This window comes from Paenibacillus barengoltzii NBRC 101215 (assembly GCF_004000745.1).
Taxonomy (GTDB): Bacteria; Bacillota; Bacilli; order Paenibacillales; family Paenibacillaceae; genus Fontibacillus; species Fontibacillus barengoltzii.
In genome coordinates, this window is record NZ_BILV01000050.1 from 1 (window position 1) to 21,312 (window position 21,312).

The 21,312-nt window shown below is 51.8% G+C and carries 23 protein-coding genes and 1 other annotated feature; of the genes, 12 read left to right on the forward strand and 11 right to left on the reverse strand.

Annotated features, from left to right (window positions below; all coding sequences use genetic code 11):
• Positions 1–93: 93 nt before the first annotated feature.
• Together PBA01S_RS14445 and PBA01S_RS14450 are read left to right on the forward strand one after the other, a co-directional pair.
• Entirely contained in the window at positions 94–768 is a 675-nt protein-coding gene (locus tag PBA01S_RS14445; RefSeq protein ID WP_016310905.1) for a potassium channel family protein, read from the forward strand.
• Between the two features lie 59 nt (positions 769–827).
• Positions 828–1,619, forward strand: a complete 792-nt coding sequence (locus tag PBA01S_RS14450) for a TrmH family RNA methyltransferase (protein WP_127576240.1) — start codon at positions 828–830, stop codon at positions 1,617–1,619.
• Positions 1,620–1,668: 49 nt separating this feature from the next.
• On the opposite strand, the gene PBA01S_RS14455 is transcribed toward PBA01S_RS14450, so the two are convergent.
• Entirely contained in the window at positions 1,669–2,031 is a 363-nt protein-coding gene (locus PBA01S_RS14455; RefSeq protein ID WP_085170296.1) for a hypothetical protein, read from the reverse strand.
• A gap of 231 nt (positions 2,032–2,262) precedes the next feature.
• Here PBA01S_RS14455 and yunB point away from each other — a divergent pair, with 231 nt between their 5' ends.
• Complete coding sequence (yunB, locus tag PBA01S_RS14460; protein WP_127576241.1) at positions 2,263–3,153, forward strand: sporulation protein YunB; 891 nt, start codon at positions 2,263–2,265, stop codon at positions 3,151–3,153.
• A gap of 27 nt (positions 3,154–3,180) precedes the next feature.
• On the opposite strand, the gene PBA01S_RS14465 is transcribed toward yunB, so the two are convergent.
• Positions 3,181–4,221: a M23 family metallopeptidase gene (locus PBA01S_RS14465; protein WP_304363572.1), complete on the reverse strand. Its 1,041-nt coding sequence runs from the start codon at positions 4,219–4,221 to the stop codon at positions 3,181–3,183.
• A 123-nt stretch (positions 4,222–4,344) separates the two neighbouring features.
• Between PBA01S_RS14465 and lipA the strand changes: the two genes are divergently transcribed.
• Together lipA and PBA01S_RS14475 are read left to right on the forward strand one after the other, a co-directional pair.
• The gene (lipA, locus tag PBA01S_RS14470) at positions 4,345–5,283 is read left to right on the forward strand and encodes a lipoyl synthase (RefSeq protein ID WP_371859533.1); all 939 of its coding nucleotides are present in this window, start codon (positions 4,345–4,347) and stop codon (positions 5,281–5,283) included.
• Between the two features lie 20 nt (positions 5,284–5,303).
• Entirely contained in the window at positions 5,304–5,666 is a 363-nt protein-coding gene (locus tag PBA01S_RS14475; protein WP_028538797.1) for a YutD family protein, read from the forward strand.
• 32 nt (positions 5,667–5,698) lie between these two features.
• Here the strand turns inward: PBA01S_RS14475 and PBA01S_RS14480 are convergent, their stop codons facing one another.
• The 3 genes from PBA01S_RS14480 to spoVV form a co-directional block, all read right to left on the reverse strand.
• Entirely contained in the window at positions 5,699–7,192 is a 1,494-nt protein-coding gene (locus PBA01S_RS14480) for a S41 family peptidase (protein ID WP_255315365.1), read from the reverse strand.
• Between the two features lie 57 nt (positions 7,193–7,249).
• Positions 7,250–8,053, reverse strand: a complete 804-nt coding sequence (locus PBA01S_RS14485; protein ID WP_028538795.1) for an NAD kinase — start codon at positions 8,051–8,053, stop codon at positions 7,250–7,252.
• Between the two features lie 111 nt (positions 8,054–8,164).
• Positions 8,165–9,388 carry a dipicolinic acid transporter SpoVV gene (gene spoVV, locus PBA01S_RS14490; RefSeq protein ID WP_127576244.1) on the reverse strand — a complete coding sequence of 408 codons (1,224 nt, stop codon included), beginning with the start codon at positions 9,386–9,388 and terminating at the stop codon, positions 8,165–8,167.
• 393 nt (positions 9,389–9,781) lie between these two features.
• On the opposite strand from spoVV, the gene PBA01S_RS14495 reads away from it, so the two are divergent.
• Together PBA01S_RS14495 and PBA01S_RS14500 are read left to right on the forward strand one after the other, a co-directional pair.
• Positions 9,782–10,159 carry a globin domain-containing protein gene (locus PBA01S_RS14495; protein WP_016310916.1) on the forward strand — a complete coding sequence of 126 codons (378 nt, stop codon included), beginning with the start codon at positions 9,782–9,784 and terminating at the stop codon, positions 10,157–10,159.
• 55 nt (positions 10,160–10,214) lie between these two features.
• Complete coding sequence (locus PBA01S_RS14500; protein WP_028538793.1) at positions 10,215–10,913, forward strand: DUF2225 domain-containing protein; 699 nt, start codon at positions 10,215–10,217, stop codon at positions 10,911–10,913.
• A 93-nt stretch (positions 10,914–11,006) separates the two neighbouring features.
• Here the strand turns inward: PBA01S_RS14500 and PBA01S_RS14505 are convergent, their stop codons facing one another.
• Positions 11,007–11,237, reverse strand: a complete 231-nt coding sequence (locus PBA01S_RS14505) for a hypothetical protein (RefSeq protein ID WP_016310918.1) — start codon at positions 11,235–11,237, stop codon at positions 11,007–11,009.
• Entirely contained in the window at positions 11,234–11,437 is a 204-nt protein-coding gene (locus tag PBA01S_RS14510) for a YycC family protein (RefSeq protein WP_028538792.1), read from the reverse strand. Before PBA01S_RS14510 ends, PBA01S_RS14505 begins: the two co-directional genes overlap by 4 nt.
• A 109-nt stretch (positions 11,438–11,546) precedes the next feature.
• Between PBA01S_RS14510 and PBA01S_RS14515 the strand changes: the two genes are divergently transcribed.
• Both PBA01S_RS14515 and PBA01S_RS14520 read left to right on the forward strand, forming a co-directional pair.
• Positions 11,547–13,349, forward strand: coding sequence for a M3 family oligoendopeptidase (locus tag PBA01S_RS14515; RefSeq protein ID WP_127576245.1), 1,803 nt, complete (start codon positions 11,547–11,549; stop codon positions 13,347–13,349).
• A 220-nt stretch (positions 13,350–13,569) separates the two neighbouring features.
• Positions 13,570–13,986, forward strand: a complete 417-nt coding sequence (locus PBA01S_RS14520) for an O-methyltransferase (protein ID WP_127576246.1) — start codon at positions 13,570–13,572, stop codon at positions 13,984–13,986.
• Between the two features lie 79 nt (positions 13,987–14,065).
• Here PBA01S_RS14520 and PBA01S_RS14525 read toward each other — a convergent pair whose 3' ends face one another.
• Positions 14,066–14,293 (reverse strand): alpha/beta-type small acid-soluble spore protein, encoded by a 228-nt coding sequence (locus tag PBA01S_RS14525; protein WP_016310922.1) that lies wholly within the window; start codon positions 14,291–14,293, stop codon positions 14,066–14,068.
• A 166-nt stretch (positions 14,294–14,459) separates the two neighbouring features.
• On the reverse strand, positions 14,460–15,449 hold the full coding sequence (locus PBA01S_RS14530; RefSeq protein ID WP_085279621.1) for an aldose 1-epimerase: 990 nt from the start codon (positions 15,447–15,449) through the stop codon (positions 14,460–14,462).
• A 121-nt stretch (positions 15,450–15,570) separates the two neighbouring features.
• Positions 15,571–15,853 (forward strand) — a binding site (T-box leader).
• A gap of 80 nt (positions 15,854–15,933) precedes the next feature.
• Between PBA01S_RS14530 and trpS the strand changes: the two genes are divergently transcribed.
• The 3 genes from trpS to PBA01S_RS14545 all read left to right on the forward strand — a co-directional run bounded on the left by trpS (position 15,934) and on the right by PBA01S_RS14545 (position 18,697).
• Positions 15,934–16,917: a tryptophan--tRNA ligase gene (gene trpS / locus PBA01S_RS14535; protein ID WP_028538789.1), complete on the forward strand. Its 984-nt coding sequence runs from the start codon at positions 15,934–15,936 to the stop codon at positions 16,915–16,917.
• A gap of 226 nt (positions 16,918–17,143) precedes the next feature.
• Positions 17,144–18,082 (forward strand): heme o synthase, encoded by a 939-nt coding sequence (gene cyoE / locus PBA01S_RS14540; protein ID WP_127576247.1) that lies wholly within the window; start codon positions 17,144–17,146, stop codon positions 18,080–18,082.
• A gap of 15 nt (positions 18,083–18,097) precedes the next feature.
• Complete coding sequence (locus PBA01S_RS14545; protein ID WP_028538787.1) at positions 18,098–18,697, forward strand: SCO family protein; 600 nt, start codon at positions 18,098–18,100, stop codon at positions 18,695–18,697.
• Positions 18,698–18,709: 12 nt separating this feature from the next.
• On the opposite strand, the gene PBA01S_RS14550 is transcribed toward PBA01S_RS14545, so the two are convergent.
• Entirely contained in the window at positions 18,710–19,069 is a 360-nt protein-coding gene (locus PBA01S_RS14550; protein ID WP_028538786.1) for a toprim domain-containing protein, read from the reverse strand.
• Positions 19,070–19,197: 128 nt separating this feature from the next.
• Positions 19,198–21,276: a serine hydrolase domain-containing protein gene (locus tag PBA01S_RS14555; RefSeq protein ID WP_127576248.1), complete on the reverse strand. Its 2,079-nt coding sequence runs from the start codon at positions 21,274–21,276 to the stop codon at positions 19,198–19,200.
• Positions 21,277–21,312: the final 36 nt, after the last annotated feature.

Here is a 21,312-nt window from a genome sequence, read left to right on the forward strand (position 1 = left end):
GCATTTCTGAGTGCATCTAGACTGTCTTCGTCCATGCTCCTTCCTGGATTGTGGTATACTAAATCGGATGGATAAAATATGGGTGGTGAGAACATGGCAAATGCAGCTAAAAAACAGTTTGCCGTGATCGGTATGGGCCGTTTTGGGTTAAGTGTGGCAACCTCACTTAGCAGCATGGGCTTTGACGTTCTGGCGATCGATGCGGATGAACATCATACGCAGGCCGTGGCGAATCAGGTCACGCACGCGGTAACCGCGGATTCCACCGATGAAGATGCGCTGCGCGCACTGGGAATTCGAAATTTTGACGTCGTTGTTGTAGCGATTGGTGAAGATATTCAGGCCAGCATTTTAACCACGCTGATCCTCAAAGACATGGGCGGGCCGCTCATTGTGGTGAAGGCGCAAAATGAATTGCATGGCAAAGTGTTGCAGAAAATTGGGGCCGATAAGGTCATTTTCCCGGAACGGGATATGGGGCTGCGGGTGGCGCATCATCTGACCTCCCCGAACGTCTTGGATTATATCGAATTGTCCGACGAGTACAGCATTGTGGAGATGCGTGTCAGCTCGGAAATGGTTGGCAAGAACCTGAAGGAGCTGGATATTCGCGCTCGGTTTGGCTGTAACGTGATGGCGATTAAGCGGGGCAGCAAAATGAACATCTCCCCGGCAGCGACGGTTCCGTTGACGGAGGAGGACGTGCTCGTCATCGTTGGCGAGAAGGGGGATTTAACGAAGCTGGAGCTGGCTTATGCTGAGGAATAAGACAAGCCGGGCTTCGTGAGCGACGGATCTTTTTGAAACCAGAGTAAGGATGGAAGAACATGGAAATCTTGTCTGCACAGAATCCCCGCGTCAAGGAATGGGCGGGGCTGCTTGAGAAGAAAAATCGGGACAAGCAGGGAAAATATCTGATTGAGGGCATTCACCTCGTGCAGGAGGCGCTTGAGGCGCGGGCAGACGTGGAGTGCGTCTGCTACGATATTGAAGGCGGCATCCCAGCCGAACTGCAGGAGGCCGCGTCCGCAGGGCTGGACGTCCATTGGATCGGCGTGTCCGCCGCCGTGATCGCCAAGTGCAGCGATACGAAGTCGCCGCAGCCGGTGTTCGCGGTCGTCCGCAAGGACCGCGGGACGGTCGCTCCGCTCCTGGCGAAGGAGCGGAGCTTGGTGGTCGTGCTCGACGGTGTGCAGGATCCCGGCAACGTCGGCACGATCATTCGCAGCGCCGATGCGGTCGCTGCGGACGGGGTCATCGTCGGCGCTGGCTGCGCCGACATCTACGGGCCCAAGGTGCTGCGCGCCACCATGGGCTCGCTGTTCCACCTGCCGGTCATGCATGCCGACCTGGCAGAGGTGCTGCCGCAGGCGAAGCAGCGGGGCATCCGGCTGGCCGGCACCAGCCTGCAGGCGGCGGCGAACTGCTTCGCCTACGATTTCACGCAGCCCGTGTGGCTGCTCTTCGGCAGCGAGGGCGGCGGCCTGAGCCCGGCCGTTCGCGAGCTCATGGACGACGGGCTGCTGATCCCGATGCGCGGCCAGGCCGAATCGCTGAACGTGGCCATGGCCGCCTCGGTGCTGCTGTATGAGGCGATGCGGCAGCGATATTATCGCTAGCGCGAAAAAATCAAACCCCGAACCAGAATCTCCGGTTCGGGGTTTTTATTTACGTAAAGCCCTTGATAGCCAGCTTGGAGCCAAGGGCTTTTTTGTTTAGTTCCAGATCCTTCATATAGTTATTAATTTTGGAGTCGAGCTGTTCGATCAAATGCTTGCGGATCTCCTCGATATGGTCTTCTTGACAGAAAGCGGAAACCGCCAGGGTCCCATCGCAATAATGTTTAGTTTCATGAACGGCGATATTCAGCTTCTCTTTGTACAGACGTTTGACTGCTCCTGGTCCTGTAATGGGTTTGATTTCGTAATAACGATTTGTTTCCACAAGCAGCTTCCATGGTATGACTCTCGATGCCAGTTGATCTTTCCTTAATTCGATGGTGACTTGGTACAGCGTTTTTAAGCTGTTCATGTTGCAGGTCCCCTTGTATATTTATGCACTGTGATGAATATTATAGCATGGTTCATGTCAGCTTTGAAATTAAGTTTCATTACAAAAATTTAATCCTAAAGAACTATACGAAATTGACCTCAAAAAATCAAGGGCAAAACCATGAAAGTGTGCCTTTTCATTTCCATTCGTGCATCCTTCTTTTTTGGCCATGTCCCGCATAACTTTGTAGAGAAGCAGGGGTGATAGAACATGCGGATACGACGACGACGCGGATGGCGAAGCCGAACCAGGCGGCCAAAGCATAGACGAACGATATGGATCGTCCTTGTGCTCGTTACGGTGATCGGCCTGCTGCAATTTGTACAGTATGTCGAACGCCGGATGACAGGGCCTATCATTCATCTGGCGCAAATTCGAGTCAAGCAAATCGCGACAGAATCCATTAATGACGCCATCACCGCGCAAGTCGCAATTCAACAACAGGTCGAAGAATTGATCGACTGGAAGATGGACGATAACGGAAAAATCACCGGGTTTATGCTCAACTACTCCGCCCACATGAAGGTCACGTCTGAAACGATTCAAACGGTGCGGCATACGCTGGTGGAGGTCGCCCGGCTATCGGAGTCCATCCCGCTGGGGCAGGCTCTCGGCAGTCCGATTCTGGCTTCCTTTGGTCCCAGTATTCCAATCAAGATCGAGCCCAAAGGGGATGTGAAGGTTGATCTGAATACACGGCAACAAGATGCCGGGATTAACATGATTCTTGTCGAAGTGTACCTTCGGGTAAAAACGGAGCTGGCCGTCGTCGTCCCGTTTGACATGGAGTCACAGACGGTTGAAACGGAAATCCCGGTGTCCTACTTGCTCGTGGTTGGAGATGTGCCGATGTACTACTATGACAGCAAAGGCAAACCGGTGGGCGAAGGCCAAGCTAATGCACCTAACATTGCTCTTCCGGTGCTGCCAAGCGAGAAGGATTCCACTGAGCCGCTGACCAAGGACAAAGGGAATCTGCCAGATGGAAATGGAGGAACGGGGAATTCCAATTCCGCTGGGAATACAGAGGCCGGGAACAAGGGATCAAGCTCGGAGGAGTCGGAAAGCTCAGAGACATCCGATACGGGGGAACATGAATAAAAGGGCGCCGACTATTTGGTCGCCCTTTTATTTTTTTTTGGAGCGTTCCGCTTGTTCCCATTTCTTCAGCAGTGGGTATGGATCAAATGCCCATTCCGTGCTTCCCGTATCCCGATAGATCCCGTAATGCAAATGCGGCGGGAATTTCCCCGACGTTCCCGGCGGGCCGTAGCCGCTGCTGCCCACCCAGCCGATCGTTTGTCCAGGCTCGACGAAATGACCGACCTCGATTCCTTTCTCATAACCTTGCAGATGTGCATAGTAGTGGTAACGGTTCTGGATATCCCGGATGCCGATGCGCCACCCCCCGTAGGGGTTCCACCCTTTCGTTTCTACAATCCCGTAGCAAACGCTGCGTACTGTGACGCCCATCGGGGCAAAGATATCCGTGCCCTCATGGATTCGGAGACCGCCCCAGCCGCGCCGATCCCCCCAGGTGTCGCGATAGGTATAGGAGCTGCGCAGCGGAAGCGGAAAGGCGCTGTCCGATAAGTCCAGCTTGCCCCAGTGTTTATACATTTTCGCGAATTGGCGAATCCGTTCGACCGCAGCATCATGTTGATAGTAACGCCATAAGGCGATGCGAAAATCATCTTCTGTATAGCCGAAGCTGGTTAAATAAGAAGCCAAGGTGTACAAGGCGTCCCGATCGTTCGTCGGGTCGGCTGCGCCATCTGCGGTGGCATCCTTCCCAACGCCGCCAAACAGTTCGATGGTGGCCGGATTTCGATCCTCAGGATCGGGATTGAGCGGCCCGGACCAGAACGCTTCCTTGAAGCGAAACCCGGTTACGCGCTGCACTTGCTGTTGCTGTTCCTTACGCGGTGTGATGGTGCGTTCATATTGATCTACAGCCGCAAGCCAATACCAGGGAACACTCGTCAACAGTTCCATCTCTTCGTACAAGGTGCGTCGTTGCTGGAATACGCTGACTAACGGCTTCTCTGTTGTTCCTGGAGCGTTCGCCTCTGCAGCTCCTATGCCTAAGATCGGTCCAAATGAGGTAATCAGCATCACACAGGCGATGCACCAGGCCGCTTTGCCGCGGGCAAACCGTTGAGACTTCAAGGCAAGTATTCCTCCTTCGCCTTTATTTTGCACGCGATTCGTGACCCTCTTAGAGTGAGGCAAATGCTGTTTTTTTATTCCATTTGCGAAGTAGGTTTTTCCAGCGGATTCATGATATAATAAATGGCGCTACAGCTTAAATCACAAGAAGGAAGGTCTTGCGCTTTGGCTAAACAAATCCAGGAACCGAAACCGGATTGGATTCGTATTAAATTGACGACAGGTGACAACTACCAAGACATCAAGCAGATGATGCGCTCTAAAACTTTACATACCGTTTGCGAAGAGGCGCGTTGTCCAAATATATATGAGTGCTGGGCCAACCGGACGGCAACGTTTATGATTTTGGGCGATATTTGTACACGGGCATGCCGCTTCTGTGCGGTGAATACGGGGATGCCAACGGAGCTCGATTTACAGGAGCCACAGCGCGTGGCGGAAGCAGCGGAGCAGATGAATTTGCGCCACTGCGTCGTGACCAGCGTAGCTCGGGATGATTTGAGGGACGGCGGGGCAAGCATTTTTGCCGGGACGATTAAAGCGATCCGGGAACGCTTGCCGTTCTGCAGCGTCGAAGTGCTGATCCCAGACTTTCAGGGGGATGCGGATGCGCTGCGGATCGTGATGGATGCGAAGCCGGATATTCTGAACCATAACATCGAAACGGTGGAACGGTTGTCTGACCGCGTTCGTGCGAAGGCGAAATACCGGCGCTCCTTGGAGCTGCTCCGGCGAGCGAAGGAAATGCAGCCGGAGATTCCAACGAAGTCCAGCATTATGCTGGGGGTTGGAGAAGAATGGGACGAGATCTTGCAGGCGATGGACGATCTGCGGGCCGTGGACTGCGATATTTTGACGATCGGACAATATTTGCAGCCTACACCGCAGCATTTGCGCGTAGAGAAATATTATAAACCTGAGCAGTTTGCAGCGCTGAAGGAAGAAGGCATGAAGCGCGGCTTCAGCCACGTGGAGTCCGGTCCGCTTGTGCGCAGCTCGTATCATGCGCATGAACAGGTCCAATCGGCCAAGAAACAAGCCGGCGCACCTGTTTCGCCGTAAACCGAAAGGAGGATGGGGCTTTGATTCAAATTGGCGGCAGAACCTACGAACTGATTAAGAATTATCGGGATGCGTGGGATCCTGAAGCGTTTAAGCAGCGTTACAGCGAAGTGCTTGACCGCTATGATTACATCATTGGGGACTGGGGTTATGAGAAGCTCCGCCTCAAGGGTTTTCTGCGGGACAACCATCCCAAGGCTAATCGGGATACCGCGTATTCCGGCATCACGGATTATATTAACGAATACTGTAATTTCGGCTGCGCTTATTTTGTTCTTCAGAAGGTGCGGGATAACCATAAGGATAAGGACGCAGCGAAGGACAAAGATGCCGGAAACGGTAAAGACGTGCAAACCCAGGAAACAGAAACGGCCCCCGAATAATCGGGAGGCCGTTTTTTTGGGGGCTTAAGGAATTATTTCATAAATAAGTTCAGTAAGCCTTGTTTATAGCTCCATGTGAGCTTCGGATATTTCTTCTGGAACTCATGCAGTTCGAGATAAGATTCACCATCGACCACTTTGACGGTTTTGGCAGCTAAGGTGAATCCGGTTTGCTTTCCTTGCAAGTCGGTGATGGTCAGCTTCCCGTTCTTGGAATTCCAGACCGGCGTTCCTTGAATCAGCGACGATAATAAACGGGAAGGGGCATAGGTGAGTTGGCCGTCCTGAATCACATCGATATATCCCGGGAAAGCCGTTCCGTTAATGTTGAGCGAGGCCGGCCCTCCGGATACGCTGATCTGCCGTACACCGGCTGCATACATCCCGGTAATTAACTGCGCTGCGGCATTGTTCTTTACTTCGATGTCCGGCTTGAGCCCCACATGGTTGAAATCCAGCTTGTTTGGCGTGAAGTAGGCTTGAACCGTCAGCTTCAATGAGCTGCCATTGGACAACGGGAATACGTTCTGAATGCGCGCCTTTCCGTAGGTTTGTTCCCCTACGACCTTAGCGATTCCGTTGTCGCGCAGCGCCCCTGTCAAGATTTCCGATGCGCTGGCGGTCAGGCCGTTGGTTAACACCACAACCGGCATCCCGATGTCTTGGCCGCCCGTGATTTCTACGGGCTGCATTTCCCCGCTCTGGCCGGAGGTGTACATTAAGATTCCCTCTTTCATGAACTGCTTGGCGATATTAGCTGCCGATTCAACGTAACCGCCAAGATTGTCGCGCAGGTCCAGAACAAGTGCACCAATTCCTTCTTTGCGAAGGGAGGCTAATTTTTGCGCAAATTCCTCATCCGCAGTATCGGAGAAGGAAGTCACGGCGATGTAGCCGACTCTGCTGGAAGGGATAACCTTGCCAGTGACGGAAGGCAAAGTGAAATGCGCTCTTGTAATTGGATATACCAGAGCCTGTCCGTTCCGGTTGACCGTAATGGAGACCTGGGTATTTTCCTCCCCTTGAATCCGGGCGACATCCTCACTGCTGGTGACCGGCTTTGCATCCACCTTGGTAATAATATCCCCTGCGAGAAGCCCGGCTTTGGAGGCTGGAGAATTAGGCAACACGTCGGTTATGTACAGTTTGTTGTTAAAGAAGCGAAGTGTAACACCGATGCCAACGAACTCCTGATTGACGCTGTTCTCGAAGCTCTCCAGTTCATCTTTAGAATAGTAATCGCTGTAAGGGTCGTCCAGCGTATAAACCATGCCGCGTATCGCATTATCGAGAAACTCTTGACGCTCAACGCCTTCGATGTTGTAGGCTTCCAGATAGTCCAATACTTCTTGAAGCGCCTGCAGGTCCGTGGAAGTTTCCGATGTTCCCAGTTGAATGATTGTCCCGGCAGCTGCGGCATCAGATGTGCCTGCCGTCCCGGCCGCTCCAACCATCTGGGGCAAGCCCAGCAAGGCGAGGGACAACACCGGGATGAATGCATACTTGCGGAATGAGCTTAAGATCATATTCAGTTCTTCCTTTACAATATTTTCGTGATCCATTGAGCTTGTCAGATCTGCCGATTAGTCCAGGAATGCATTACGGACCCGGTTCCAAAACGGGAATGGACGATAACGGACAAAGCTGATCTTCTGTTCCGATACCTGACAGCGCACGGACACTAAATCGTCCATCGGCAGGTTGACGTGGTCAATGGTCAACAATAACCGTTGTTCCTTGCGCGAATAAATGTCGCAATGATGATGCTTGGGCAGCACGAGCGGAGAACCCAACGTCCGGAACACACGATTGTTGATCGAAGCGATCTCTGTAATCTGCAGCGCTTCAATCGTGGGGTGAATCATTGCTCCCCCCAAGCTCTTGTTATAAGCGGTACTGCCGGAAGGGGTGGAAACGCAGATGCCGTCGCCGCGGAACATTTCGAACATTTGGTCATTAATGTCCACTTGGGCAACCACCGTACCATCGACGCCCTTCAGGGTAAATTCGTTTAAGCAAATGTAGGAAGAGCTGCCCGACTTCTTCTGAATCTCCAGATCGATTAAGGGGTAACGGACAATACGCGGTCTGAGCAAGCCAGGATCCGCATGACCGCTCATCATTTCCACCAGCTCGGGAATTTCGTCGGCTTTCCAGTCGGCGTAGAAGCCCAGGTGGCCTGTATGAATCCCTACGAATGCGATGGATTGAATCTGGTCGATAAACGTATGGAAGGCATGAAGCATCGTGCCGTCCCCGCCAATGGAGACGACGATGTCCGGGGATTTCGCATCCAGCTCAAGCCCATGCTGCGCAGCAAGCTTATGGAAGGTTTGGCTTAATTCCACGGACAGCTGATCGCCGCGGTCAAGTACAAAGTATCTCAAGTTGACAAGCTCCTTTGAAAAAGACTGTTCAAAAATGAACAATATTTTGAACATGCGCTTGAATGTCCTTTTGTAAAGATCATAATCAATTCGTCCGCAGAACACAACGTTTCATTTTCGATGCCGCTGGCGGCGAATGATTTCGGCCAAAAATGACAAAATAAGCAACATGGTCAGGGTCACTAAGAAGAGCCGGAACGCTCCCGGAACCGCACCCCAACCGTATAGCATCTGTCGGCCCCCAAACGCAGGGGGGTGAATTGCCCACGCCGGTGAGGCTCCCATCAAGGGGTTCCAGAGCAGCAGCAACAGCCCGGCGGAGATCACGGCATGAAGGAATCTTGCAATGAGAAAAGGCAAATAACGCAGGTCAGCGCCATTTAAGATGCTGGCCACTTGGGCATGAACCGATAAGCCGCCCCAAGAGAGAATAAAGGCGGCCGCTGCAGCTTTGAATTGCAACGGAATCCCCTCTGGCGATGCGGATGCTTTTGCGCCCAAGGTGACCTCGAACAAGCCGCCCATAAGCGGCTCAGCTAACTGGCCGGGCAGCCCCAGCAGCGGCAGCAGCTGTTGGAACCCGGTATAGAGGAAGCCCATGAAACCCGAAGCGGTGAGCACCTCCAGGATTACGGAGAAAAATACAACTAGGCCGCCAACAACGGTCATCAGCTGCAGGGAAGAAGCAACGGCCTGCCGCAGCAGTTCTCCGAGACTTCGTCCGTCTTGGATCCGGGCTTCATGCATGGCTTTAAGCGCCAGCTTCAGGCTGAAGCGCCCGGATTCATCGCCTTCACCGGGATCTGCCGGCAAGTTTCGGTCCGGACGGTAGAAGCGCATGACCAGGCCGATCAGCAGGGCCCCTCCATAATGGGTCAAAGCGAGCACCCCGGCCAGCTTCGGATTGCCAAAGAAGCCGACAGAGACCGCCCCGATGAGAAAGATGGGGTCGGATGACGTGGTGAACGAGACCAGCCGTTCTCCCTCTACTCGGGAAACGAGCCGTTGCTCGCGCAGCTTGGTCGCCAGCTTGGCGCTGACGGGGTAGCCCGAAGCAAACCCCATCGCCAGCACAAATCCTCCGCTGCCGGGGATCCGGAATAAGGGCTTCATCAACGGGTCTAGCAGTTTGCCGAGAAAATGAACAATCCCAAAGCCCAGCAGCACTTCGGAGATGACGAAGAACGGGAAGAGGGACGGGAACAGCACGTCCCACCAGATGGCGAGCCCGCGAACCCCGGCTTGCCAGGAAGCTTCCGGGTAGCAGGCCATAAGAACGGCCAGCATGAGTGCGGTAAAGAGTAATAACACAGCCGTTAAGCGTTGGAATTTCATGGGTACGCCTCCACAACAAATCATAGTGAAGTGTATGAAATGATTGGGACAAACAGCACAAAAAAATTGAGGAAGCGGTTTCAAAAAAGGGCTGATATTTTTGAGCTTCTATGCTAAAATGATGCTTAAGACTAATAATAGAACTTTAGTACCAGCTATTTGATCAAACATGGTTTGCAGCCAAATTTTGAGGATGGAGTGATGTTCATGAGCATTGTCGCAGGGATACTTGTCTGTGCTTTTGTTTATGTAATTCGAGCCGCTCTCGTCCATCCCGGCGAAGAGGATTGGCGCAGCTACTGATAGATGGAAAGACCGCAGCGAATAGAAGCTCCTTGGTAGGAGCTTTTATTTTTTTTTGATATAATAAGGAAAAACGGAGGCGGTGAACAGATGAATCCAAGCTTAAGTCTATATGACAACCTCGGCGGAGAGAAGACGATTCGGCGGTTGGTGGAAGCCTTCTATCCGCGGGTTCAACGTGATCCGTTGTTAGGACCCTTATTCCCGGAAGACATTACTCCGGTCATGGAGAAGCAATTTATGTTCTTATCGCAGTTTTTTGGAGGCCCGTCCCTTTATTCAGATGCCTTTGGCCATCCGATGATGCGTGCCCGGCATTTGCCGTTTCCCGTGACGACGGAACGCGCTGAGGCTTGGCTGGCCTGCATGAAAGCTGCGCTGGAGGAGATTGGCGTCGAGGAGCCGCTGCGAGGGATCGTGCTGGAGCGTCTGTCCGGCCCGGCTTTTCATTTCGTAAACACACCTTAGACCGATGAACTTAATGTGCCGGGCAGGGCAGATTACTGAAAGGAAGTAGGACGTTTTGGAACTTGAACCGCTTTATCAGATCAAGGTTACTTGCATCCATTGTCAGAATGAATTTTCGACCTCGCGTGTGCGTCCGAGCTTTAAGCGGGCTGTACGTACGGACACGGATTTCTGCAGCTATTACCAGAAGGAGAATCCGGATTATTACGTTGTTCGGGTATGCCCGTCCTGCGGTTTTGCTTCGACGGAGAATTCGGTACCACGATTGACCGACCGGCAAAGAACCCTATTCCAAGAGGCGATCGGCAGCCGATTTAACCAGAAGGACTATGGCGGGCGACGGGATTGGGAGACCGCGCTGGAGACGTACAAGCTGGCGCTGATCTGCGCGCAAACCATCGGCGAAACGGAACGAATTATTGCCAGCTTGCTGCATCATATTGCCTGGTTGTACCGGTACAAGAACAACGTCGAACAGGAGAAGCGTTTTCTGCAGTTTGCTCTGGAGGCTTACATCCGTGTTTACGAAAAAGAAGGCGTCGGCGGCAGCGATGCAAGGCTGATGTATTTGATCGGCGAGTTGAACCGTCGGGTCGGCAAGTACAACGATGCGGTCAAATGGTTTGGGCGCGTCATTAATGACAAGAAGATCATGGATGCGGCGATGATTCGGGCATCCCGTGAGCAGTGGGCGCTGCTTCGCGAAGAAATGATGAATGGCGGACATGAGCTGCCTGAGGAAATGCGCGGTTGACGGAACGGACAAGCAGACATCGAAGAAGGCATGACGAAGGGCCGGTTCCAGAAGGAAACGGCCCTTTCCTGTATCTTGAGCGCTAAAGGCGACCTAACGGACCACCTTATCCGTTAACAGGTAATCATTGTCACAGTCCAGGACATGAAGCTTGTTCCCGCAGCAAGGGAAGACGAGCAGCTTCTTCTTCCCCTCGTGGATCGTTTTTAACTCGCGGGGCTTCAGCGGCAGCAGCACGTTACGACTGGAGCAAAATGGGCATTCATGGACATACACGTCCCCCATGACAAGATCATAAGGCCATGTTTGGTTAAACGGGATCATGAAGGCTCCGATTCGTGACCGGCTTGATTGTCATTTCCGGGTTCTGATGGTGCGGAAGGCTGGCTTGCTTCTTCTTTGGCCAGTTCTGCGATTTTTTGCATTAAAATGTGCTGCGGCATATGCATAAGGTGCTCGACCGGCACCTTGAGTTTTGCGGCTAATTTCACGGCGGTATCCGCCGATATTTGCAACGGTTTCATGGAAATCCCCCCTGTATTTAGACAAGCGTGATAATAGAGCATCCTCTACTAGCATACACTGTTATCCCATAAGGCATCAATTCTAAACGATACGGAAAGGAAGCGAACTATGTCAAGATTCGTAGGAACCCTTCAACAAACTTGGGACTTGGAAACCATTTTCTCTGGAGGTTCTGCCTCTACGGCGCTAAGAGATCATCTGGATGCTCTGGAACGGGATATTGCCGCCTACCAGGCGAAGCTGCAAGAACTGCAGGCTCCGTCCACTGTAGAAGAGACCAAGGCATTGGACAACCTGATTGAAGATCTGCAAGCGGCCGACAGCCGTCTGTCCGAAGCCGGCTCCTTTATCGGCTGTTTGACCGCGCAAGACCAGCATGACAAGAAAGCTCTCCAGCTTGACGCGAGAGTCACTTCGTTAAACGCTGCATACAACAACGTGATGACTTTATTCTGGAACCTGCTCCGCTTGACGAGTGATGAGGTGTGGGAAGCCTGGATGCAGCGGGAAGAAATCGCTCCGATCTCCTTCCTGCTTCGCGAGAAACGGGAGCAAGCGCGGGAGAAGCTGGCGCCGGAGCTGGAAAACCTCGTGTCCGACCTGGCAGTAGACGGTTATCACGGCTGGGGACAGCATTATGATACGATCGTCGCCAAAGTAGGAGTCCCTTTTGAAGAAGAAGGGGGCGAGGTTCAAATGCTGTCTGTCGGTCAAGCAGCTAACAAGCTGGATCATCCAAACCGCAATGTGCGCGAGCGCGTGTTCCCGAAATGGGAGGAAGCCTGGACAAAGGCGGAGGACTATTGTGCCGATACGCTGAACCGCTTGGCGGGATTCCGCCTTAAATTGTACGAGAAACGAGGCTGGGACGATATTTTGAAGGAACCGCTGGACATGAACCGGATGTCCAAAGCTACGCTCGATGCGATGTGGCAAGTGATCGTCGAGAACAAGCCGAAGTTTGTGGCTTATTTAGAGCGCAAAGCGAAGCTGCTTGGGGTGGAGAAATTAAGCTGGACCGATGTGGATGCCCCATTAGGCCAAGCCTCAGGCAAAATTTCGTACGAACAGGCAGCCGAAGACATCGTCGAGCAGTTCGGCAAATTTAGCCCGAAGCTGGCGGAGTTTGCCACCATGGCGTTTAATAAGCGTTGGATCGAGGCCGAGGACCGTCCTGGTAAACGCCCGGGTGGTTTCTGCACTTCTCTGCCGCTGAGCAAGCAGACACGGATCTTCATGACATATGGAGGGAACGTATCCAACGTATACACGTTGGCGCATGAGCTGGGACACGCCTACCATCAATACGTGATGGAAGAGCTGCCGAGATTCAGTCAGGATTACGCGATGAACGTGGCGGAGACCGCTTCGACCTTCGCGGAAATGATTCTAGCTGACGCCTTCGTCAAACATGCGGAAGATGATCAACAGAAAATTGTTCTGCTCGCCGATAAGGTGCAAAATTCAATTGCCTTCTTCATGAATATCCATGCTCGCTTCCTGTTTGAAACCCGGTTCTACGAGAAGCGCCGGCAGGGCTACTTGGATGCTGCGGAATTGTGCGAATTAATGGAAGAAGCGCAGCGTGAAGCGTTCCAGGGGGCGTTGGGCAGTTATCACCCGCATTTCTGGGCATCTAAGCTGCATTTCTATATCACCGATGTGCCTTTTTATAATTTCCCTTACACCTTTGGGTACATGTTCAGCACGGGGATCTACGCACAAGCGCTCCGTGAAGGCCAAGGCTTTGCGGCTAAATATGATGCGCTTCTGCAAGATACCGGCCGCATGACGGTAGAAGAGCTGGCTGCCAAGCATCTGGGCGTGGATTTGACGAAACCGGACTTTTGGCGTGACGCGATGGCCGTATGTGTGGCCGACGTTGACGCATTCTTGGAATTAACCAAATAAACCGGGCGCTACCAGCTTCATTCTGTTACACTGTTTTAGGTCCTCGAGAGGGGACCTTTTTTGTTGAAGAATTTTGTCGGAAGAGGAAAGAAAATGTTGAGAGAAACAGACATAATTAGTCAGCTTATATCATAATGTTGATATATAGGAAAATTTAACCTATAATGTGACATAAGACCTATTTCATAGGTTGCATTCTTTGGGGGAAAGGTGGGAGAATATGCTGAAAGCCGAGCAACTATCGCTGGTTAGGCAGATCGACATGGTTTTTAAGGAACTGGAGGAGGAGCTGTCGGGGTTAACTTCGGGTACCGTATTTCTGCAGATCCGGAATAACACCATCGGGAAATTTGGCATCCGCCACAATCCGATTGCGGGTCGAAATGGGCAGCTTCGTGAAGAACCTTACGGACTTAATGCAGAACAGATCCATTCTTTTCGAAAAATGGCGATTGAAGCGCTGAAGTACAAGCGGTACTGGACACATGGCGAGATCAGCTATGAATTCGCCCTGCGCCAAGGGGCAGTCGTCGTGGATGCCATCATGGAATCGAATTATAACATGGCCAATTTGCTGATCCAACGGTATCCGCAGAAGGAGAAAGGCGCTAGTACATACCGAAAGCTGTCTTCCTAAAGGGTTCAACATTCAAGGGAAACAGGCGATCTGCTAAGCAGACCGCCTGTTTCTATAGAGGGTAATGGGAGGATGCAAGTTACAGGTTCGAACGACCCGACAACTGTTGCTCCGCCATTTGAACCAAACGTTTCGTGATATAGCCCCCAAGAGAACCGGTTTCACGGGAAGTATAGTTCCCATAGTAACCGTCTTGCGGAATTTGTACGCCCAATTCCTGAGCTGCTTCCATTTTCAGTTGTTGCAGCGCAGCAGTTGCTTGAGGAACAATAAGGTTATTACGGCTTCCGCGGCTTTGACCTGCCATGTTTGTCACCTCCTTTGGCGTTTGTGATGTTAGTATGGTTCGTAGGGTGCAAAATATGCGGGAGGCTTCAAAACTATAGCGGTGGTAATTATTTCTTCTCGCAGACAAGCTGTGGAATCATACAAAAAAACCGCCTTCTAAAGGAAGGCGGAAATTTTGAAAAAGGTTAAGCTTCGTTCTCATCGCCGGTATTCGGATAAATCATTTCTAGGGAAAGATTTAATTCCAACGTTTGTTGCGGCGTCAACTCGATCAGCCCCGTCTCACTGGCGGGTAGGTTCAAATTTGGAGCGTCCGGCAACCAAGTGTAAGGTTCAATGCAGAAGAATTGATCAGCTTCCCCCTTGGAGTAGATCACCCAAAATTTAAAATACTCAGGATCCGCTGCGTAGCGAAGGCCATAGCCGTCATCGCGCAGCATCAACGCTTCGACCGGCTTATCTCCGATTCGCAGCATGGTATCGCAATTCACGCCTTGCAGATTCATCCCTGTGTTTAATGCATCCCAGATTCCTAGCGGAGCGGTCTTCCCGGTAGGAATGTTCTCCTCGTCCAAATCGTAAAGCTCCGTCACGGGCAGCTTCACATTCCAGCGACCAGGTTCGCCGTCAATGAGAAACCAGGTATGCAGCCCCAAACCAAAGGGGGCTGGGTTTTGACCCAAGTGCGTAATTTTGAAGGTTTGCGTTAATTTTGCCCCCTGCAATCTGAGCGTCATTTCCAGCTTCAAGGGTTCGGGATACTGACGGATCCAATTGGGATCGTCAGAGGTTTTGAATTCTGTGGTGATCGTGCAGCCTTCGTCGTCTTCTTCAATATCGCTCACGCACCAGCTTTGCGTACGGTGCAGACCGTGGATGTGGTTGTCATTTGCCGTATTGCGATCAAATTGATATTCTTGCCCGGCATACGTGAATTTCCCTCTGCGAATGCGTCCGGGGGGAGTTAAGAGCGGGATGCCGAAATGATATGGCTTCTGCAGGTAGAAATCAAGTTCGTTCTCTTCTGGATGACGCAGCACATCGCGCTGCTGGACATTGTCCCATATACGAATGACGTTATTTCCTAGGCGAGGTAGCAGCGTGACTTCAAGCTCTCGGCTATGTAAGATGTACGTATCGTAACCGTTCCATTGCCCTTTGGTCACCTTTTTCATATCGTTGCTCCTTTTCCCACATAATCAGTTCCTTAGACTAGACTAATCATAACACTTTTTGCGTAAGACGAAAAATAGATTTGACACCAACGCTGGTGTTATTTATGATGATAGGCATAATGAGAAAGCGTTGATGAGGGGAAGTAAGCGAAGTTTCCGTTCCTCAGAAAGCCGGTGGTTGATGCGAACCGGTGAAGGAGCTTGTGCCGAATGGGCCTCGGAGCGCCAGGTTGAACACAAGAGGCGATGAGCCTGTTGCCAGTAGGCCGGCCGGGTCATCCACGTTACGGATTGGAAAGGCTGATCTTGTTGCGACAAACGCATCAGCGTCTTAAGTTGACTGCGTAACATTCATGCTCCAACATCAGCAAAGAAGGGTGGCACCACGGTCTCACGTCCCTTGCGGGCGTGGGGCCTTTTTGCATTTTACAATAAACCGGGATCTTACTTATGCAGAAATAGAATTAAAGGGAGGATTTTTGTTATGAAGAGAGTATTATCGGGCATTCAGCCCAGCGGCAAACTGACACTAGGCAATTACATCGGGGCGATTAAGAACTTTGTGAAGCTGCAGGATGATCATGCTTGTAACTTTATGATCGTGGATTTGCACGCGATCACCGTTCCGCAGGAGCCGGCTGCACTGACGGAGCAATCCGAAGCGGTGGCGGCGCTTTATCTCGCAGCTGGTATCGATCCGAATAAAGCGAATGTTTATCTGCAATCCCATGTGATGCAGCATGCCCAGCTCGGATGGCTGCTGACGACGCTCACCTCGATGGGCGAGCTAGAACGGATGACGCAATTTAAAGACAAATCGGCCGGGAAAGAATCCGTTGGGGCCGGGTTGTTCGTTTATCCTGCTTTAATGGCGGCGGATATTTTGATTTATAATGCGGATCTGGTGCCGGTTGGAGATGACCAGAAACAGCATTTGGAATTAACCCGTGATTTGGCGGGACGGTTCAACCATCGGTTTGGTGAATACTTTACGCTGCCGGAACCGTACATTCCTGAGGTTGGGGCACGGATCATGTCGCTGGACGATGCCTCCAAGAAAATGAGCAAAAGCAATCCGAACCCAGGCAGCTACATCGCCTTGCTGGACACGCCGGACGAAATCCGCAAGAAGATCAGCCGGGCAACGACGGATTCCGGGCGCGAAGTAAAATTCGATCCGGCGACGAAACCGGAGATCAGCAACCTGATTACGATCTACAGCCAATGCTCGGGACTGACCATCGCGGAAGTAGAGAAACGGTATGAAGGGCAAATGTATGGTCCGTTCAAAAAAGACTTGGCTGAAGCGGTCGTCAGTGTGCTTGAGCCGCTCCAACAGCGGTACCGTGATATCCGCGAGTCGGGCGAGCTGCGCAACATCTTGCGCCAAGGGGCGGAACGCGCTTCCGAAATGGCTGAGAAAACGCTGCAGGATGTTCAACGTCTGATGGGGTTTGTCGGAAAATAAGCGATATGTCAAAAGAAAGCCGCCGGCTGTGCCCGGCGGCTTATTGTGTCACTAAATTGTCATAGTTAACGCGCGATATTCCAGCGATTGTCAAACACTTCTAGCTTTTGATATGATAAAGTTTATAGCGTAAGGGTAAAAACGTTGAATTTTATGAATGATCGATAAAGGTAAGCCTAAACCTAAACTGAACTTTATTTCAAAATATAGGAGGAATGAATCGCGCGTGGACAAACCATTAAGTGTTCAGGCTTCTTCGGAATCCGCTGCGTTGTCCGTGAGACCTACTCCTCCGGGAGAGACGGCGACTTGGAGAGATTTTATCGCCTTAACGAAACCGGGCATTCTGCGTTCGAATCTGATTGCTGCGTTTGCCGGGTTTTGGGTGGCTTCCCGCTGGGAGCTTGATTATATTCAATTAGTTGTCATGTTGCTGGGAACGATGTTGGTGATGGCATCGTCCTGTGTCTTTAACAATTACTTCGACCGGGAGATGGATACGAAGATGGCCCGGACGAAGAACCGAGCCCTCCCTACGGGGAAGCTGGCTCCGAGGACGGTGTTATGGTATGCCGTTATCTTGGGAGTGCTGGGCTTATCCGTCTTGTTTATCTTCTCTGGTCTGCTGGCCGGGTTGTTTGGTGCGGTAGGGATGTTTGTCTACGTGGTGGTGTATACGCTGTGGCTTAAGCGTAGCTCGACCTGGAGCACGTCGGTTGGGGCCATCTCCGGCGCAATGCCGCCGGTCATTGGCTATGTTGCGGCTTCCGGCCGGATCGATTTGGGAACTTGGATGTTATTCGCCCTGTTGTTCCTATGGCAACCGCCTCATTTCTGGGCGCTGGGGATTCGCCGTACCGAGGAATATCGGGCCGCGGGCTTCCCGTTGTTGCCGGTCGTGAAGGGCATTCCGCGCACGAAGTTGCAGATGATCCCTTATCTGGCATTGCTGATTCCGATACCGATTTTGATGTATGTCTATGGCTATACGGGCGTTTGGTTCCTCATCATCGGCACCCTGCTGTCGGTGGCTTGGCTGCTCATGGCACTCCAAGGGTTCCGGGCTGGGGATAACGACGCTTGGGCGAAACGGGTATTTATTTTCTCCGTGAACTATTTAACCATTGCTTTAATCGTGATGATCTTGGATACGGTTAGGTTGTAATTAGGGGGATGGGAAATGGCGGTTTTGAAGAAATATAAATGGACATGGATTCTGCTGGCCATCTGCGTGATTTTAGCCGGCTATCTGCTCTGGGATACGTATGCGAAGCCTAAGCTTCCCGTGATCCGCCCTGTTGCGGATTTTAGCATGGAGAACGTAGACGGCAAGACGGTCTCGCTGCAGGATACCAATGGCAAAGTCCGGCTGTTTTATTTCTTCTTCACCAACTGTCCCGATGTTTGCCCGATCACAACCTTCCGGCTGAGCCAAGTCCAGGATATTTTGAAAGAGAAAGGCTTGTTCGGCAAGGATGCGTCGATCGTCTCGATCTCGTTTGATCCGGAACGCGATACGCTGGAGAACATCAAGGCGTTTGGGGATAAATTCAAAGCGGATTATTCCGGTTGGTATTTCCTGCGGGGGGATCAGCAGAAGACGATCGACCTGGCGATGGACTCCTTTAAAATTCTGATCGATAAGGACGCGGATGGAAACTACGTGCATATGGATCTCATCGGTCTCGTTGATCGCAAAGGCCAGCTGCGGGAAATTTACCGGCCAGAGGCGACGCCGGATGAAATCGCCGCGGGTGTGATCAGCCTCGCCAAGGAGTAACTTCATTCACAATCAAAACTTGTCATAGGTAGCCGGTGTTGGGGGATAGATGATGTATTCCTCCAGCCCGGCTTTTTCTAATTGAGCGATCAGGTATTCATCGGGTGTTCCTTCGACTCCGGCATATCCCCGTCTTGTGTAAATTTGCTCCGCATCGGGAAAAGCATCCCGAAGTACGCCGCGAATTCGTTTGCCGGAAGGATCGTTGTCGAGGAACAGAAACAACTCGTCATCCTTGACCTTCTTCCGCAAGCTCTCCAGTTTCTCATGATTTAATGTCCCAAACGTACAGTAAATGCGGACTTCTTCATCTAATAGGCGCCGCAGCTTACTGCGGTCGTTCTTCCCTTCCACAATGATGCTGATTGGCAAAATAAATCCCCTCCAGGCTAAACGTAAACCACCAAGCTGGGGTTATTACGTTCTAGTTTATACCCGGGAGGGGACTTCATGCAAAACTGCTAGAAACTAGATAAGAAAATAAGGGCTGTTCGATTCGATTAGTTCAATTCTATGCCAAAGCGCATGCCTGGATCACCAATAAACACAATCGTTCCGTTCTCAGGCAGGTTCACTTGGGTGCTGCCACTGGCTACCGAGAAGTTCACGCAAGCCCCTGCAGCATCATACACGGCAAAGGAGGCTTTGGCTGGAAGTTCCACCGTGATCGTCTTTCCTGCTGCTTTTGCCGGAATCGTGTACCAACGCGCTTGTTCAGACGGCTGCAAGGTCACCGTGGACTTCTTGCCAGGGTACAGCTCTTTGATTTGATCGCCGCTGAGGTACAAGGCGCCGCCGGCCTCCAAATATTCACTTCCACCTTGAGTGAAGAAGCGATATTCTTCGGAGTCTCGGCTGCCCGTCGCTGGAACCTGATGTTTGCCCATCAGGGTATCAGGGCCTGTAATTTGCTTGTCCATCACGTAACCGGGCAGGCTGTCCGTACGGTTCATTTGGACAACTGGCAACATCATGAAGTAGGCCATCGAGCTGTATTTTTCCGATACGAGGTAATAACTTTTCCCATCGCGTTGCTTCCAGGCTGCCTCCGCTTCCGGTGAAATGGTGTTGTCCGTAAGTTTCTCTGCGGAGTACAGATTGAGGGCGAGCTGGCCTAATTCAGGAACGGTGGCGTATTGTCTTTCCCACAGATAGGTGCGTCCGTTCTTCTCTTTCACAAAGCTGACTTTCAGTGATCCGTCCTCGCTGACGAAGGTTCCGTCTTTCGTATACACGAGCTTAGGAAGTCCTAACGATTCGCCAGGCGCAAACGGGGACGTGATTTGGATTTCCCCATCGGCGACATCGATGCGGATCAGCTGGTTGGTGGCTCCATAATATCCGCTGAACTGCTTGAGTTCTTCAGGCATGTCCGCTTGTTCCGGCGTACCAAAGGATTTGGCTGGCTTGAGCTCGGAAATCGTCCCCTTCTCCTTTAACGCTTGGAGCAGGATTTCGTTCGCAAGCAATTGGTTCAGCGAGCTGGACCCGCCGGAGGAGAGAACCGCTGCTGCCATTTGTTGCTCTGGCAACACGACCAGCTGGGCATGATACAGCAATGTATCGCCGCCTTTGGCCAATGCTTGGATACCGTATTCATTAAAAGGAAACAGTTTTACACTGTCCCAGCCTAGACCAAAGTCGACGCTGTTGTCGTTATCCTGAGGCCAGATCCCTCTTTTATACTCCGGTTGTGTCGTCGCTTTAGCTGCTTGCTTGGACAAAATGTTGTCGGCTTCGCCCGTAAACAAGCCGGCGAATTTCACCAGATCTTCAGCGGTCGAGTAAACGCCGCCCGTCCCGATTACATTCACCGTTTCCTTCGGTAATGGCTGTGGATTTCCTGGTGCATAGAGTGCGGCAAGCTTGTCAAAGTCGAGACCGTCCTGCGGCGTCAACGTATGCTCCATCCCAAGCGGTCCGGTGAATTCCTGGTGGATAAAATCCGTAAAATCCATCCCGCTGACACGTTCGACTAAAATTTCCGCCAGTGTAAATCCGTCGTTGCAGTATACGGAATACGCTCCTGGGTCAGCCTTCAGGGATTGATTGGCCAGTTGGTCAAGCAGCGTATCATGCGCATAAGGGTCGTTGTCTTCGAACAAAAACGCGTTGGTGAGACTGGATCCCCTTAAACCTGAGGAATGGTTCAGCAGCATGCGCGGCGTGATCTGCTTGTATCGCTCATCGTTCATCTTAAACTCCGGGATATAATTAACCAACGGCGAATCGAGGTTGATTTTACCTTGATCGACCAGTTTCATAACGGCAGCGGTCGTAAACATTTTGCTGGTCGATCCGATGCCATATATCGTTTCAGCGGTCAGCGGGATTTTGTCTTCAGGATCATTCTTTCCGGCTTGTCCTGAAACGAGGAGTTTGCCATGGTCGACCAGGGCGTACTGAACGCTGGTTGTTCCGTACGTCTCGGTGAGCAATGCGGCCTTCGCGGCGGCGATTTCCTCCAATCCTTGCGGTGAGGTGTTGGCCGGCGGCGCCTCTGCCGCCATAACCGTTCCAGGTAACCATAGCGTAAGAGTCAGAATGATGGCTAAAATCGAGTTTCGTTTTTTCTTCAACTAGAGCCCTCCCTTAAAATTTGTTCTATCTTTTAG